This is a genomic window from Streptomyces sp. NPDC052020 (assembly GCF_040680575.1).
Lineage (GTDB): Bacteria > Actinomycetota > Actinomycetes > Streptomycetales > Streptomycetaceae > Streptomyces.
The window spans coordinates 38676-53862 of sequence record NZ_JBFAWY010000043.1 but is presented as its reverse complement, the minus strand read 5'-3'; the positions used below and the strand labels follow the sequence as shown (position 1 = coordinate 53862).

The window sequence follows — 15187 nt, the reverse complement described above, 5'->3', positions numbered from 1 at the left end:
AGCTGCGCCTGGCGGTGCCGAAGGCGTATGTCGTGCTCGCGGAGGGCTGGGAGCCGGGTCCGGACACCGCCAAGGCGCTGTTCCAGCACTCCCGTAAGGTCCTCGCCCCCTACAAGCGCATCCGGCGCCTGGAGTTCGGTGAGCTGCCCAAGACCATCTCGGGCAAGATCCGCCGGATCGAGCTGCGCGAGGCGACCGCCGCCGGCTCCGACCGGGAGTACCGCGAGGAGGACTTCCGGTGACCCCGGAACCGTCGTACGCCCACGGCACCGGCACGAGGCCGCTGCTCGGCGACACCATCGGCGCCAACCTCGACCGGACGATCGCCGCCCACCCCGGCCGCGAGGCCCTGGTCGACCTGCCTTCCGGGCGGCGCTGGACCTACGCCGAGTTCGGCGCGGCGGTCGACGAGGTGGCGCGCGGGCTGCTGGCGTGGGGCGTGGCCAAGGGCGACCGGGTCGGCATCTGGGCGGTCAACTGCCCGGAGTGGGTGCTGGTGCAGTACGCCACCGCCCGCATCGGCGCCATCCTGGTGAACGTCAACCCGGCCTACCGCGCGCACGAGCTGGAGTACGTGCTCAGGCAGTCCGGTGTCCGCGTGCTGGTCTCCTCGCTCGCGCACAAGGGCAGCGACTACCGGTCGCTGGTGGAGCGGGTACGGGGCCGCTGCCCCCGGCTGCGGGAGGCCGTCTACATCGGCGACGCGACCTGGGACGCCCTGACGGAGGCCGCGTCCTCGGTCCCGGCCGAGCGGCTCGTCGCCGCGCAGGCCGAGCTGAGCTGCGACGACCCGGTCAACATCCAGTACACCTCCGGCACCACCGGCTTCCCCAAGGGCGCCACCCTCTCCCACCACAACATCCTCAACAACGGCTACTGGGTGGCCCGGACGCTCGGGTACACGGAGCGGGACCGGGTGTGCCTGCCCGTCCCGTTCTACCACTGCTTCGGCTGTTATAACTTCAGGGTACATGCTCCTGGCCAGTCCCCGCACGGCAATCCTCCTTCACTGTAAGCTGGTTGGGGGGTGATTCCATGTCGCTCCAGGAGAACCTCCGCAACCATCGGCGCCGCGAGGGATGGACGCACGGCGACGTACAGCCGGCACACTTCATCGTCGGGCGGGACGAGACGCACCTGATCGACCTCGCACTGGCCCACGGGGGCTGGGTGCCGGAAGGGCGGGACTTCCCGTACCGCGGCTGCCTGGTCCACTACGAGGCGCCCGAGATCTCCGCCTCCGCGCTGGCGACCGGGGAGGCCGAGCCGTCCCCGGAGTCCGACATCTACGGCCTCGGCGCCACCTTCCTGACGTCGGGGACGGGGTGGCGGGCCATCGAGTACCCCGATGATGCTCCGCGCGCCGTACAGCGCCAGGCGGTCGTGGACGGGAAGCGCCGGCAGGTGTCCATGCCGGGCAAGCTTGGCGACCTGGTCGACGACATGCTGAGCTACAACTCGGCCGACCGGCCCACGATCGACGAAGTCGTGGCCGCACTGAGCTGAGCACTCACCAACACTGCGGAACCCCCTGGTCAGTTGGCCGGGGGCTTTGCTGTTTGTGATCACGGCGAAGCTGTGCGTATCCTTCTGGGCAGGAAAGTGACAGAAGCCCCGTCCAGTGACGGGGCTTCAGGGGTCCGGAAGTTGTCCAGCCGGGCCGAGAGCGAGAGATCTCGTCGGGTGAAAACGAGGTCTCTCAAAAAGGCACAACAACTTACAGCTACACCTGAGTTGTGTTTGGTGTTTGGACAGATGCCGACGTAACTCGACCGACTCTTCTGGAGGTTGCATCCCGCAAGGGGTGCGCCGGGGGAGTGCCATCACAAGTGGTGGCCGGTCGAGACGTCGTCGCGCGCTTCGCCGGTCACGGAAAGGAAGACCGGTTGAGCGCCAACAAGAAGGTGCTGAACAGCCTCGGATACGTCGGCCTGATCTCCGTGATCGTCGGCATGGGGCGGTACATCATGCTCGCGAACCTCGGGGAGCCCCAGCATGAGTGCTTCGATGCTGCTTGCGCTGCCTTCATGGCTGCCGCGACGCTCGGACTGCTGGCCCTCACCCTGTTCACCTTCGCCGCCAGGCGGGGCCCCGGCGACGGGCAGGCGCCCCCGAACTCCAACGGTCCGGGGGCGCCGACTTCCTCGTAGTTACCGCACCGGGCAGGCTCCCGTGCTGCACTCCTCGTCCGTGGAGTCCTCGACCGAGGTCACCTCGTACTCGGCGAACTGCTCGGACGTCAGGCGCTCGTACGGGGCCTGCTCGCGGGTGCCGTCCGGTCGGTGTGGGTCATGCACTCGACGTCGACCGCGGCGCCGTCTGTAGACGGCTTCGCCTTCCAGTCGCACGTCATGCACTCGGCCTCGAACGTCATGCAGGTGTCTGACTGCTGCGTGATCCGGTGCTTCACGAAGCGCATGACGGAACGGGTCACTGCGCGCCCTCTCGGGCTTTCATCGCCTCGGCCACCCGCTCGGCCACGTCCGCGGGCACCATGCCTACGTGTACGTACGCCTTGCCCTTGTGGGTAACGACGGGACGCAGCGTCCCCCAGACGCTCTCTCGGACGCCGAGGGCGGCGAGGGCCGCCCGCAGTGCCTCGGTCGCTTGAACGGCCGTAGCTCGGCCGTCTCGCCACGCCTGCATGTCCATCACTCGACCCCGTGGTCGTCTCGCAGGTGTGTACGGAGCACGACGTTCGCGTCCGACACCTTCGAGTAGTCCCCGACCGATCGGGCGTTGGTTCGTGTAACGGCGTGGCCGAGGCACTCCCGACAGCTTGCTACGGGTTCCGGCTCCCGGTGCGGGGCCATCAGGTGCACCGGCCCCGTGATCGTCGTCTTCGGTGTACTCATTCCGTACGGCCTCCCGGACTTCGTATCTGCCGAAGCATGATCCCGCGGAATGCGCACCGCTCCTCGGTTCATGCGCGTTGTCGACTGGAGTCATGCACGGCAGGCAGCCGACCACTCGGCGAGCCTCGCCCGAAGTTCCTCACCGAACAGTGCGCATTCCTCGTACCCCCCGAATTCTTTCAAGTAGGTCTGCACGTCTCGACCGTCACGCAGTACGAGACTGCCCGCCGAAGTTTCGATGGTAACCAACGATGCGTCGTAAATCGTGAAGGTATTCAGCGGCGCCCGAGGAGTTACCGTCCCCACGGGAATCACACCGATGCGCACATTCGGAAGGTAGGACAGGGAAGACAAGCGGTCCATCTGTTCGGCCAAGGCCAACGGCGAAACGACAGGCCAGCGAACGGCCTGCTCGGTCAGTAGAAACGTGAACTGTTTCGACACGTCGTAGAGAATGGCTTGCCGTTCCAGCTTTCCCGCGACTGCCTTACTCGTATCGGCCGGGGAGTGGGCGAGGCTCGCCCTCACGTATTCCGGCGTGGCGAGGAGACCGGTAATCATCGAGAGCAGGAAGTAGCGCATGTGCGTCGAGGACGCTTCAAGCCCTTTCAGCTCAGCCTGTCGCGTTCCGAGCCCCTTACGTCGAAGCTCCCGCAGGTTCCGCCATTCCGTGTTGGCCATCCTGGCGAGCGCGGACGCCTCGGCGACCAGTTCGGGCGGCGCCTCCAACGCTCTGAGGATCGCCTCCACGTCGACCAGGGACGGCCGTGTCCGGCTGTTCTCGATCCGGCTCACCTTGGACTGAGACATGTTGCCGCGCGCGGCGAGCCGATCCCCTGAGAGACCGGCTCGCTTGCGTAGCTCTCGAAGCAGTGAGGCAAGTTCTGGGCCGGACTCGCCGAGCTGCTCGGCTTCGAACGTCACCCCTTCACGTACTCCAAGAACGGGACCGACTCGGCAACGGCGATGCGCTGGTATTCGATGAAGTCGGCCGGCTCTCCCTTGAACAGCTCTCGACTCACCTGGGCGCCGTCGCTCTCGTAATGCATGAGAACGACCGTCGAGCGATCGAACATCCAGAAATCTTGGACTCCCGGCAAGGGGTTCTCTCGCTCGGTCACGTCGAGAATTCGGATGTCTTCCCCGGCAAGTACATGCGGGGCGTAGTACCTGGAGAACTCGAATTGCAGATACTCGGAGAGCGGCCGAGTCACGATGTGCACTCGCCCCTTACGCCTCCCCTCACCGCGAAGCCTCTTCAGGTCTTCCGTGTACGGCGACGAGTAGGTGTCTGGGTCCACTCGCTTACCTGCTCGGAAGTCTTCGAGCTCTCCGGCTTCCTGCGGTACGAGGTACTGCGGCAAGGTTTCCAGTCGCCACGCCTCGGACTGGAACCCCCGAAGAGTCGCCTTCCAGTCGTCACCATCCAAGAGCACGAACAGCCTCCCGAAGAACGCTCTCGGGAATCTCCACAAGCCCTTCCCCCTGCGGCGGAGCGAAGGCATTGGAAACGTCACCCTGCACGACGAACGTCCCCCGCTCGGTCCGGTAGACATTCGGGCAGTCGTCTTCGCCGCACTCCCCGTTTCCGTTGCCGGTAAGCCGAGTCAGTTCTTCGCGTGCCATGCGAAACCCCCTTGTCTGTCGGCCCTGTTCGGCCGTTGGACACGACCGTACGAGTGTCATGCCCGGCCGTCCATTCACGTTCGTGGGTATGCACGTTGTTGCATGAACTGGCCAGCGCGGCGCCACCTTACGGGAGCAGTGGGCGCCCCTCCTGCGCGGCCCGGATGTGCTCAGGCTTTAGCGCGTCCTCGCCGTACCGGGCGGTGAACGCCCGCACGCGGCCGAGGGGGAGTCTGGCGGAGGCGGCTCCTCGCGCACCCACTGATCGGACGCTGAATCTCTCCCCGAGTGGTCCGCCTCGGGGAGGGGTTGAGCGAGCCGGCCACGGCTCGCCTGTCGCCAAGGAGCGCCGCGCCCTCGTCGAGGTGGCCGAGCTACTGGCGCCGTGACAGCTCCGCTCAGCCAGCCTCCGTCCTCGCCGTCGCCGACTACAAGAAAGAGTTCGGGATGGAGTGATTCAGCCAGCCTCTGGCTCTCTCGGCCTGGGCTTGGCGGGCCCAGATCTCGTCCCGTTCCTTGTCGGTCAGATCCTCAAGCCCATCCATCATGTACAACCAGTCCTCTGCTGTTGGCTCCTCTCGATGCCACATGTAAAGGTCGATGCTGGGGTGCAGAACCGCGAGAAGGCGCCTGAAGGCGGCCGGGGTTACGCCGCCGAAAACACACAGAACTCCACGGTCGACGCGTAGGTCCAGGAGCTTGCCGATGAACTCCTCGACAGTGCCGATGCTTACGGCCCGCTTGTAGAGCTTGCACTCGAAGGCGATGCGCAGGGTTCCGCCGATGGCTGGCACAGATGCCAGTACGTCAATCTGGCGCTCGATCTTGCTGTGGACACCGACCAACCTCGCGTCGTGCTGGACGGTCGCGTTGGCGTCGAGCTTGCTGACCTGGTCCGCAACCAGCCGTTCGAACGATTGCCAATTGTCGGCGTCGCTGGCCCAGAACGGCATCCGGTTCATCATCAAGTTCCCCACGTCGCAAGAGTAGGTGCAGGGTCTGACAGTGGTCCCAGAGAGTGCCTGTCCCCACCAGCGAACGCCTTTGGGCGTTTGGTCCTGCCGGGCAAGACGCTCGGCTGGCAGATCGCTGGCCGGTGCGAAGTTGACCGGATCGGTCGGCATCATGTAGTCAATCTCTTCCGCCTCTTCGAGGCGCACCGTAGCTCCCGCCGCTCGTCGGCGGTCGAGCTGGACACTCCGTGAGAGTCCGCCATCCCGAAGGGCTGGCAGGGGAAGCCGAGGGCACCCCGAGCGCGAACGGTACGCGCGATCTCCCATCACCACGCCGAGGCGTAGCCGTGCGCTGCCCTCGGCCTCTCGAAGGAGGTCGCAACCCGTGACGTCGACTGGCTACCTGCTCGACCTGACCGTCACTGACTACCACCTGTCCTACTCGCACATCTCCGCCGAGCTCATCGTCGCTCTGCCCGAGGGCTCTGCCGTCTCAGCCGTCCGCATGATGCCGGACGGCTCCTCGCTCCGACTGACGTTCGTTCGCAGCTACGGCGAACGGGAGCTCTGGCACGTCCCCGGACTTCGCGCCCGAGGGATCTCGAACGAAGAGCTCTCCCGAGAGCTCGTCTGCGTCCTGTACCGCCCTACCGCCACCGTGACCACGGAGCGGACACGCCCCTTGGAGGTGGCTCGATGAACAACGGCACGAAGAAGAAGGGAGCCCCCCCTTCAAGGTTCAGTGGGAGCGGCACGTTCTGCGAGTGGCGAAGCTGAAGAACCCGACTCACGCGCTCGTCGGCATGGCTTACATCGGCTACGCCAACCCTGACGGGAGCAACCTACGCCCGCCCGCCATGAAGCGGATCGCCGCAGACCTCGGCCTGTCCGAGCGCACCGTAGAGCGCGCCTTCGAAGGGCTGGAGGCTGCGGGGCTCATCGTGCGACTGAGCCGAGGAATCCCCAGCAAGGCGAGCCACTGGCGCTTCGTCATCCCTGCGGAAGACCCGACAGCCGTGACGGGTGTTGTCGAGGCCGAGAAGGAAGACCCGACAACCCTGACGGAGACACCCGACAGTGGTGACAGGAAGAACCGACAGCCCTGTCAGGAAGACCCGACAGCGGTGACGGCGTACCAAGACAAGTACCAACACACCACCAACACAACTACCAACACAGAGGCGGCCCTCACGGGCCGCATCAACGTTGACGACGTCTGGGCTCAGGTCGAGGCCGAGCACTACGAGCGGGAGCACTACGAAGAGCTCTCGACTCGCCACCTGCTCGAACGCTTCGAGCTCGGGGCGCCTGTCGGCGCCCTCTGACGTAGACCGCGACGGCGAGGTGATCGCCGAGCGCCACACCTTCGCCGTTGCTCTGTTCGCTCTGTGGCGCCCTACCGGGCGCCCCTGACGCATGCCCGCCTACTCACTGGAGGCGCTACCGCGCCCCACTTCCCGAAGACCCTCGCGGCAAGCGACTCCACCTTGCCGTTGCAGCTCTGCTCAAGCGGCGCCCGACAGGGCCCCCATCACAAGGAGGACTTACACAGTGACTACGTACTCCCCGATCATCGCCGCCGATGGAAGCAAGCTCTGTGGCATCGAGTCGTGCGGCCGTCCGCACCGCGTGCGCGGCCTCTGCCTTGCGCACGGTCAGCGCGTCCGCGTGCACGGCCATCCGCAGGCTGACAAGCCGTTGCGCTCCCACGCCTCCCGCAACTGGAAGGGCGAAGACGTCTCGTACATCGGCGCACACAACCGCGTGACCCGAGAGCACGGCAAGGCCGCCGAGTGGAAGTGCGCTTGCGGATGCGGCCGACAGGCCAACGACTGGGCGTACCTCGGGACCGATGCGGCGGCAAAGGTCGACGAGACCGGCCGCCTGTACTCCGTCAGCCCGGACCACTACGCGCCCTTGGCGAAGACGTGTCACCGCGGCTTCAACACCTGGCAGGCGCAGCGCCGTACCGGTGTCCCCATCGGTCTCGTCATCGCCGAAGCGCTGGCCGCGTAACCACCCCCTACCGGAAGGAAGTGATCCCACTGTTCACCGTCTCCCACGTTCACCGCTCCGCCCGCCGTACCGGCGAGCGCCTGTCGGCTCTGCTCGACGCCGACACTGCCCGAGGCGTTGACGTCCGGCTCATCTTTGCCGACGCACACCAAGGCCGAGGGTCGGCCCGTTGGCTCGACGTCGAGCTGTACGCCACGAAGGGGCATGGCTACCCACACGCCGACACGGCCGAGGCTCTCCGCTCCGTGGCGCTCGTCCTGGACTCCGTCACCGGCCACGAAGTACAGGGCTTCGGTTCGGTCGCTGGCGGCGCCCTCACGGGCTCTCACGCCATCCGGGAGGGTCTGGCGCTCTCACTTCGGTTGTGCGCCCAGACGGATGCACCGGGACTCCCCGACTCACGTTTCACTCTCGACAGCCGAGACCGTGCGCCGTAGGGGGCTGCGCACCGAAGCCGCAGACCCACTGAGCACGGGGGCGTGTCCTGGGGAGTGCTCGGGACATACCCGTCGCGTGTCGGCCGGCTCAGTGAGTCTTGGAGCCAAGTCGCGAAAAACCGCTACGAGTTGACCGGCTGACAACGCCACACTTGAGGCATGGACGAACTGTATGTAGTCCGGCATGAGCCGACCTGGCGCGAGGAGCCGGAACCAGACGACGAGTACGACAACGACACGGACCACAAAACCCTGTACGCCCTCTTCGGGCTGGCCATCTACAAGGCCAACGTCCTCGAACACACCCTCGTCAACACTCTCGCCCTGGCCAGAATCATCACGGCGGAGGAGCAGGGGGAACAGCTCATCCGGGACCCTTGGGCGCAGGGCTTCAAGGACATGATGGGCAAGCTCATCAAGCGCGCCGAGCCGCACGTAAGCGCCTACCCGGAAGTGGTAGACGACCTGACCAACAGCCTGAAGCGGCGCAACTTCCTGGTTCATCACTTCTGGCGTGAGCGCATCCAAGAGACGATCGCCGAGGCGAGTCGAGCCAAGATGTGCGCGGACCTGAAGGCCGACTGCCGACTGTTCACTCAGACGGATGAGCGCCTGAGTGAGAGGGTCTTTGACCCCCTGGCGAGGAAGCGGGGAATCACGGCCGAGATGATCGAGGCTGCGTACGCGAAGGAACGCCGCGAGGCGATGAAGCGCTACGAGCCCGACTCGTTCACGGCCGAAGACGATTCGGGCTGACCTGCTTGTTCACACGCCCCTGGCCAAGCTGAAATTGCCCTGAAGTTCCTGGGAGGCAACGGTGATGATGTAGCTTCCGGCCATGAACACTCTGGCGGGGGACTGGTGGGAATCCGGCTCGTGGTGGCAGCTCGTCGTCACGATCGCTGCGAGCATCGCGGTGGGCATTCTCGGAGCCTGGGCGGCGCTCAGGTCCAGCAACCCAAAGCGTCAACTCACCTGGCGAGTGCGATCCAACACCCCGCTCATGAGCGTACCCGGAAACCCCCAGGGGTCTGAGCTCGCCGTCACCTTCTTCGGTGCGCCGCTGGCATCACCGCGCATCGTTGAACTCGTCATTGCCAACTCAGGTCGGCGTGACATCACCGCCCCCATGTTCCATGACGCTCAACCACTGCGGTTCGACTTTGGCGCCCCCGTCTGCACCATCCTGGATGTGACGACATCCCCCGCCGGAAGCATCCGCCCCACGTTCGACACCGCTGGCTGGCACATCGTGGGCGATGACACATCGGGAGAATGTTGGGTTGACGTCCTCCCCACGTTGCTCAGCAAGGGGCAGGAAGTCGTACTTTCTGTACTCGTCGACGGCGATGAAAAGCCAGTGGACTTGGTCAGGTTCCCGCTGGTCGATGTCACTCCAGTCTCCGAAGCGCCGGGGGAACGGTCGCGAGCGCTCGCCGAGGCACTCAGCCGAACGTCGATCTACCTCGGGCCGATCCGCATCAGGGTGCGCTCTGATCGACCCTGAAACCGTGGCGCAAGGGCGGGCGGTAAGACGCAGCGGTGCGGAAACCACGGCTCAGGGGATCACCCCCCCGACCGACGTCCGACCGAGCGGGCAGGCGCCCGGGCGGCTGAGGACGCAGCACGCGGCCCGCTCGCGAACGATCACGCAGCCTCGGGCCCCAGTCCTCGGCCGCTCGCTCCCTCGACGACAACGACGCGGACGACCGGGCACTCCTCGACGAGCTGATGCCCATCACGTACAACGCCTTCAACCGCAACGGTCGCGTCGCCCCCTGACGCCAGGCAGAGGGAAGCCCCGGTACCCCCGAAGGGGGGTACCGGGGCCTCGTCGTATCCGCTACTCGCTCACGTCCCGCCACCCGATGGTGACGTGGTCATCGACAGACATGGAGGACATGTGCCGGCCCTTGGCCGGGTTCAGGGTGACGATGCAGCAGAAGTCCACCCACGCACGACGCGTCGGCAGAGGCAGACTCGGCCACCCCTCGATCAAGCCCGCGACCCCCTTCACCGGGTCGAGCGGAGGGATGCCGGCCGAGCTCGCCATCTCCGACTCGATCTCTTCGAGCTTCTTCTGGAGCGCCGTCGACCCTGCGGTCATCTGAGACAGGCTGATCGAGCCCTCTGCGTAGGCCAGAGCCAGCCCGTCGAGGCGGTTCCGCAGTTCCTGTGCCTGACTCTGGAGCTGAGCCCCTGAGCGGCCATCCTGGGCGTTCTGAGTCTCCAGGATCTGACCCAGGAAGTCGGGGAACATGAGGCGGGCCAGAGTCGCCTTGCTCGCACGGTCGTCGGCGATGCTCCGCGGAGTGCGCGTGTGCGTAGCCGTGCAGCCGTACACCGGGACGCCCCGGTAGCCGCGACCGTTGACCGTGTCCGTGCAGCCGTCGTACCCGCACTGCCCGATGCCGGCGAGCAGCGTGCCCGGCGTCCGGCCGGTCCGCTTGCCTCCCGAGAATCGCTCCGGGCTGTTGAGGATGGCGACGACCGAGTAGTGCACCTCGGGGTCGAGGATCGGAGGCCACTGGGCCTCGCCCATCACCTCGCCGTAGTACGTGGACATCCCGGCGTAGCGCGGGGACGTGAGTACCTTCTTCACGCCCCGCAGCGTCCACCCCTTGGCGCCCGTGACCTTGCTGCGGGGTGACTGGAGCTTGGCCTCGTCCCACTTGCGGGCGACCGCCGACAGAGACTCCCCGGCGAGGATCATCTGTGCGCCCTCGACGATGGCCGCAGCCTCGTCGGCGACGAGCGTCATGTGGTCGTCTGCGTACCCGAAGGGGCGGATGCCGGCGGTGTACGGGCGGCCCTGCTGGGCGGCCTGCTGGTTGGCGAGCTTCTGGCGCGCGGCCTTCTGCTCACCCTCGTAGGTGGCCCAGGCGGTCACCGTGCGGGCGACAGCTCGGCCGGCCGGCGTGGACAGGTCGAGGTGTCCGGCCTCGACCGCGTAGACATTGACGCCCAGCTCGATGACGCGCTCCAGGTCCCGCGTGACGCGGATGAGGCGGTCAGTGTGCCAGCACACGATCGCCTGCGGGTTGCTCTGGAGCATGGCTTCGAAGTCGGGCCGGACGACGTTCTTCTTCGTGGCGCTCAGGTCGTTGTCGACCCAGACGTGTCGGACCTTGAGCCCGAGCTGTGCGGCGAGCGTCCGGCAGCGCTTCTCCTGCCGCTGGACGCCGTACTCGTCGCCAGTGAGATCCTGGCTGATGCGGACGTAGATGTCGCACTCGCCATCCTGCCCTGCCCCGCGATTTTGCATGAAGGACATGGTACCCCCAAGGTGTACCGCTCGTTCGGCATGGTGATGGGTAACCTCGGGGCCACCTCCCACGGTGCCTGCATCGTCATCCCGGCCCCCTCCTTCGACCCGAGGGCCACCCTGGAGGCCGTGCGGCGCGAGCGGTGCACCTCCCTGTACGGCGTCCCCACCATGTTCCTCGCCGAGCTCGACCTGTCCGGCTTCGCGGCCTACGACCTGTCCTCCCTGCGCACCGGCATCATGGCGGGCTCGCCCTGCCCGGTGGAGGTCATGAAACGGGTGGTCGCCGAGATGAACATGGCGGAGGTCTCCATCTGCTACGGCATGACCGAGACCTCCCCGGTGTCCCTCCAGACCCGCCGGGAGGACGACCTCGAACACCGCACCGCGACCGTCGGCCGGGTGCTGCCCCACATCGAGGTGAAGGTCATCGACCCGGCCACCGGCGTCACCCTGCCGCGCGGCACCGCCGGAGAGCTGTGCACCCGCGGCTACAGCGTGATGCTCGGCTACTGGGACGAGCCGGAGAAGACCGCCGAGGCCGTGGACGCCGGCCGCTGGATGCACACCGGGGACCTCGCGGTGATGCGCGAGGACGGGTACGTCGAGATCGCCGGCCGTATCAAGGACATGATCATCCGGGGCGGGGAGAACGTCTACCCGCGCGAGATCGAGGAGTTCCTCCACACCCACCCGAAGATCGCGGACGTACAGGTCGTCGGCGTGCCGCACGAACGGTACGGCGAGGAGGTGCTCGCCTGCGTCGTCCCGCGCGATGCGGACGACCCGCTCACGCTGGAGGAGCTGCGGTCCTTCTGCGCGGACCGGCTCGCCCACTACAAGATCCCGAGCCGTCTGGAGCTCGTCGCCTCCTTCCCGATGACCGTGTCGGGGAAGGTGCGCAAGGTGGAACTGCGGGAGCGGTACGGCGCCCCGGACGCGCCGCGGGCGTGAAGCGGACGGGGAGCCGTCGCGGAGACGCGGACAGGGTGTGAACACAAGCCGGCGCCCAAGGCGCCGGCTTCGTCCGTCCGGACACTGCCGGGGCGGACCCGGTGCCCGCGAAAAGCCCCGCGGCCGGGCCCGGACGGGCGCGCGGTGCCCGGAGTCCGTCCGGCGCCCGGCGCCCGGTTCTCCGCATCACCGGCTTGTCCTTCTCTTGACGGCCTTCGACGGCGCCCCTACATTTACTTCCAGATCGTAGAAGTTAAGTTCCACGATGTGGAATTCCATAAGGAATCGCTACGGAATTGCTCACCGCGGGGCGCGACGGGAGTGCGAATCCGGCAGCCGAAGCAGGAGTACTCGATGGCTCGTATGACCGCTGCCCGCGCGGCAGTTGAGATTCTCAAGCGCGAGGGCGTCACCGACGCGTTCGGTGTCCCGGGCGCGGCGATCAACCCCTTCTACGCGGCGCTCAAGGCCTCCGGCGGCATCACCCACACCCTCGCCCGCCACGTCGAGGGCGCCTCCCACATGGCCGAGGGCTACACCCGAACCCACCCCGGCAACATCGGCGTGTGCATCGGCACCTCCGGTCCGGCCGGCACCGACATGATCACGGGTCTGTACTCCGCGACCGGCGACTCGATCCCGATCCTGTGCATCACCGGCCAGGCGCCGACCGCGGTGATCCACAAGGAGGACTTCCAGGCCGTCGACATCGCCTCCATCGCCAAGCCGGTGACCAAGATGGCGGTCACCGTCCTGGAGGCCGCGCAGGTCCCCGGCGTCTTCCAGCAGGCGTTCCACCTCATGCGCTCCGGACGCCCCGGCCCGGTCCTGATCGACCTGCCGATCGACGTCCAGCTCACCGAGATCGAGTTCGACCCGGAGACCTACGAGCCGCTGCCGGTCTACAAGCCGGCCGCGACCCGCGCCCAGGTCGAGAAGGCGATCGGGATGCTCAACGCCTCCGAGCGCCCGCTGATCGTGGCCGGCGGCGGCGTCATCAACGCCGACGCCGCGGACCTGCTGGTGGAGTTCGCCGAGCTGACCGGCACCCCCGTCGTGCCGACCCTCATGGGCTGGGGCGTCCTGCCCGACGACCACGAGCTGAACGCCGGCATGGTCGGCCTGCAGACCTCGCACCGCTACGGCAACGCGACCTTCCTGGAGTCCGACTTCGTCCTCGGCATCGGCAACCGCTGGGCCAACCGCCACACCGGCAAGCTGGACGTCTACACCGCCGGGCGGAAGTTCGTCCACGTCGACGTCGAGCCCACCCAGATCGGCAAGATCTTCGCCCCGGACTACGGCATCGCCTCCGACGCCAAGGCGGCGCTGGAGCTGTTCGTCGAGGTCGCCAAGGAGCTGAAGGCGGCCGGCAAGCTGCCCGACCGCTCCGAGTGGGCCGCCGCCGCTCAGGAGAAGAAGGCCACGCTCCAGCGCCGTACGCACTTCGACAACATCCCGATCAAGCCGCAGCGCGTGTACGAGGAGATGAACAAGGCGTTCGGGCCCGAGACCCGCTACGTCTCCACCATCGGCCTCTCCCAGATCGCCGGCGCCCAGATGCTGCACGTCTACCGGCCGCGGCACTGGATCAACTGCGGTCAGGCGGGCCCGCTCGGCTGGACCGTCCCCGCCGCGCTCGGCGTCGCCAAGGCCGACCCGGACGCGCAGGTCGTGGCGCTCTCCGGCGACTACGACTTCCAGTTCATGATCGAGGAACTGGCCGTGGGCGCCCAGCACAAGATCCCCTACGTCCACGTCCTGGTGAACAACTCCTACCTGGGCCTCATCCGGCAGGCGCAGCGGGCGTTCGACATCGACTTCCAGGTCAAGCTGGAGTTCGAGAACATCAACTCGCCCGAGCTCGGCGTCTACGGCGTCGACCACGTCAAGGTCGCCGAGGGCCTGGGCTGCAAGGCGATCCGGGTGACCGACCCGGCCGAGCTGGGCTCCGCCTTCGAGCAGGCCAAGAAGCTCGCCGCCGAGTACCGGGTGCCGGTCGTCGTCGAGGCGATCCTGGAGCGGGTCACCAACATCTCCATGTCGGGCACCAACGACATCAGCAACGTCGTGGAGTTCGAGGAGCTGGCGACCGAGCCGGGGCACGCCCCGACCGCCGTCAAGACGCTGAAGGTCTGACCGGCCACCGCGAATCCGCGAACACCGGTCCGCCGGACCGGTGAACCGGACGGACGGAGCGCCGGACGGCACGGACTGCGGACGACGCCGCCGTACGACCCGAAGGGCGGCCCCCTCGCAGGAGGGGGCCGCCCTTTCGCGTGTGCGGGGTCAGACCCCAGCCGGCCGCGTCACCAACCTCACAGGGCAGAACTAGTCCCCGCCGCCGGATCCGCCTCCCCCTCCGTCGCCGCACCAGTGCGGGACGAGGGTGCCGTCGCCCGGGGCGATGTTGCGCGGGGAGTGCCTCAGCATCCCCTTGCCGCCCACCTCGATCCGCTCGGTCAGCCCCGCCCGCAGGGCGAAGCGCGGTACCAGCACCCGCAGGGCCGCCGTCCCGTGCAGCGCCACGGCGAGCAGCTTGGCGTCCTCCGACAGGCCGTGCCGGGAGGCGGGCGGCGCGTGCCGTTCGGTGAGGTCCCGCAGCAGGCGGCGGGCGGCGCGGGTCGGGGCGGGCAGCACGGTCCGCAGCAGCCCCGCCGACGCCAGGCCGGTGCGCAGCTCGGCCACCGCCAGGCGGACCGCCGGGTGCGCGGTGATCTCCCGCGGCCCGGCCGGTTCGCCGAGCCCGTCCCGTTCGTCCAGGCAGTGGAGCACGGCGCGCTCCAGCGGCGGGAGCGGACGCGGGGACCGTTGCGCCGTTACGGCGTCCGTACCCGTCCTGCGGACCGTGCCCGGCAGCCCGGCCCCGACCGCGCCCCGCAGATGCAGGGCGACCACGGCGACCGCGACGGCGGCCGGCGGTCCGCCCCGCAGCAGCGCGACCTCATACGGCGTCAGCCGCGGCGTCGTGTCCCCGTCGTCCATGACAGCACCCCCGTCCCCCGTGGCACACGGGGCCCGCCGCCCCCGTGCCGGCGGGTCCCGTGTGCCGGGTATGTGCCCGCTGCCGGGGGCGGTCCA

Annotated in this window: 15 protein-coding genes and 4 pseudogenes; 11 read left to right on the top strand and 8 right to left on the bottom strand. The window is 67.6% G+C overall.

Going from position 1 to position 15187, the window contains the following annotated elements; genetic code table 11:
• From AB0L74_RS30455 to AB0L74_RS30440, 4 genes and pseudogenes are all read left to right on the top strand, one after another.
• Positions 1 to 242: pseudogene (locus tag AB0L74_RS30455) on the top strand (AMP-dependent synthetase); the annotation flags it as partial.
• Positions 239 to 952 (top strand): annotated as a pseudogene (locus tag AB0L74_RS30450) (AMP-binding protein); the annotation flags it as partial. The pseudogenes AB0L74_RS30455 and AB0L74_RS30450, both read left to right, overlap by 4 nt.
• A 122-nt stretch (positions 953 to 1074) precedes the next feature.
• Positions 1075 to 1506, top strand: a pseudogene (locus AB0L74_RS30445) (protein kinase); the annotation flags it as partial.
• 380 nt (positions 1507 to 1886) lie between these two features.
• The gene (locus tag AB0L74_RS30440) at positions 1887 to 2150 is read left to right on the top strand and encodes a hypothetical protein (protein ID WP_365659414.1); all 264 of its coding nucleotides are present in this window, start codon (positions 1887 to 1889) and stop codon (positions 2148 to 2150) included.
• On the opposite strand, the gene AB0L74_RS30435 is transcribed toward AB0L74_RS30440, so the two are convergent.
• From AB0L74_RS30435 to AB0L74_RS30410, 6 genes are all read right to left on the bottom strand, one after another.
• Positions 2151 to 2297, bottom strand: a complete 147-nt coding sequence (locus AB0L74_RS30435) for a hypothetical protein (protein WP_365659412.1) — start codon at positions 2295 to 2297, stop codon at positions 2151 to 2153.
• Between the two features lie 133 nt (positions 2298 to 2430).
• Positions 2431 to 2646, bottom strand: a complete 216-nt coding sequence (locus tag AB0L74_RS30430; protein WP_365659409.1) for a hypothetical protein — start codon at positions 2644 to 2646, stop codon at positions 2431 to 2433.
• 299 nt (positions 2647 to 2945) lie between these two features.
• Entirely contained in the window at positions 2946 to 3779 is an 834-nt protein-coding gene (locus AB0L74_RS30425; protein ID WP_365659406.1) for a helix-turn-helix transcriptional regulator, read from the bottom strand.
• Positions 3776 to 4291, bottom strand: coding sequence for a DUF6879 family protein (locus AB0L74_RS30420; RefSeq protein WP_365659403.1), 516 nt, complete (start codon positions 4289 to 4291; stop codon positions 3776 to 3778). Before AB0L74_RS30420 ends, AB0L74_RS30425 begins: the two co-directional genes overlap by 4 nt.
• Entirely contained in the window at positions 4275 to 4481 is a 207-nt protein-coding gene (locus AB0L74_RS30415; protein WP_326755621.1) for a hypothetical protein, read from the bottom strand. Before AB0L74_RS30415 ends, AB0L74_RS30420 begins: the two co-directional genes overlap by 17 nt.
• A 428-nt stretch (positions 4482 to 4909) precedes the next feature.
• The gene (locus tag AB0L74_RS30410; protein WP_365659399.1) at positions 4910 to 5641 is read right to left on the bottom strand and encodes a restriction endonuclease; all 732 of its coding nucleotides are present in this window, start codon (positions 5639 to 5641) and stop codon (positions 4910 to 4912) included.
• A 178-nt stretch (positions 5642 to 5819) separates the two neighbouring features.
• Between AB0L74_RS30410 and AB0L74_RS30405 the strand changes: the two genes are divergently transcribed.
• The 5 genes from AB0L74_RS30405 to AB0L74_RS30385 all read left to right on the top strand — a co-directional run bounded on the left by AB0L74_RS30405 (position 5820) and on the right by AB0L74_RS30385 (position 9394).
• Entirely contained in the window at positions 5820 to 6134 is a 315-nt protein-coding gene (locus AB0L74_RS30405) for a hypothetical protein (RefSeq protein WP_365659396.1), read from the top strand.
• 64 nt (positions 6135 to 6198) lie between these two features.
• The gene (locus AB0L74_RS30400; RefSeq protein WP_365659393.1) at positions 6199 to 6759 is read left to right on the top strand and encodes a helix-turn-helix domain-containing protein; all 561 of its coding nucleotides are present in this window, start codon (positions 6199 to 6201) and stop codon (positions 6757 to 6759) included.
• A 226-nt stretch (positions 6760 to 6985) separates the two neighbouring features.
• The gene (locus AB0L74_RS30395; protein ID WP_365659390.1) at positions 6986 to 7450 is read left to right on the top strand and encodes a hypothetical protein; all 465 of its coding nucleotides are present in this window, start codon (positions 6986 to 6988) and stop codon (positions 7448 to 7450) included.
• Between the two features lie 596 nt (positions 7451 to 8046).
• A complete protein-coding gene (locus AB0L74_RS30390; protein WP_365659387.1) occupies positions 8047 to 8643 on the top strand; it encodes a hypothetical protein in 597 nt (198 codons plus the stop codon).
• 82 nt (positions 8644 to 8725) lie between these two features.
• The gene (locus AB0L74_RS30385) at positions 8726 to 9394 is read left to right on the top strand and encodes a hypothetical protein (RefSeq protein WP_365659384.1); all 669 of its coding nucleotides are present in this window, start codon (positions 8726 to 8728) and stop codon (positions 9392 to 9394) included.
• Between the two features lie 336 nt (positions 9395 to 9730).
• On the opposite strand, the gene AB0L74_RS30380 is transcribed toward AB0L74_RS30385, so the two are convergent.
• Positions 9731 to 11152 carry a recombinase family protein gene (locus AB0L74_RS30380; protein ID WP_365659381.1) on the bottom strand — a complete coding sequence of 474 codons (1422 nt, stop codon included), beginning with the start codon at positions 11150 to 11152 and terminating at the stop codon, positions 9731 to 9733.
• Between the two features lie 33 nt (positions 11153 to 11185).
• Between AB0L74_RS30380 and AB0L74_RS30375 the strand changes: the two are divergent.
• A pseudogene (locus AB0L74_RS30375) lies at positions 11186 to 12106 on the top strand (AMP-binding protein); the annotation flags it as partial.
• Positions 12107 to 12460: 354 nt separating this feature from the next.
• A complete protein-coding gene (gene gcl / locus AB0L74_RS30370) occupies positions 12461 to 14245 on the top strand; it encodes a glyoxylate carboligase (RefSeq protein ID WP_365659379.1) in 1785 nt (594 codons plus the stop codon).
• Between the two features lie 192 nt (positions 14246 to 14437).
• Here gcl and AB0L74_RS30365 read toward each other — a convergent pair whose 3' ends face one another.
• Complete coding sequence (locus AB0L74_RS30365) at positions 14438 to 15091, bottom strand: TIGR04222 domain-containing membrane protein (protein ID WP_365659376.1); 654 nt, start codon at positions 15089 to 15091, stop codon at positions 14438 to 14440.
• Positions 15092 to 15187 lie beyond the last annotated feature (96 nt).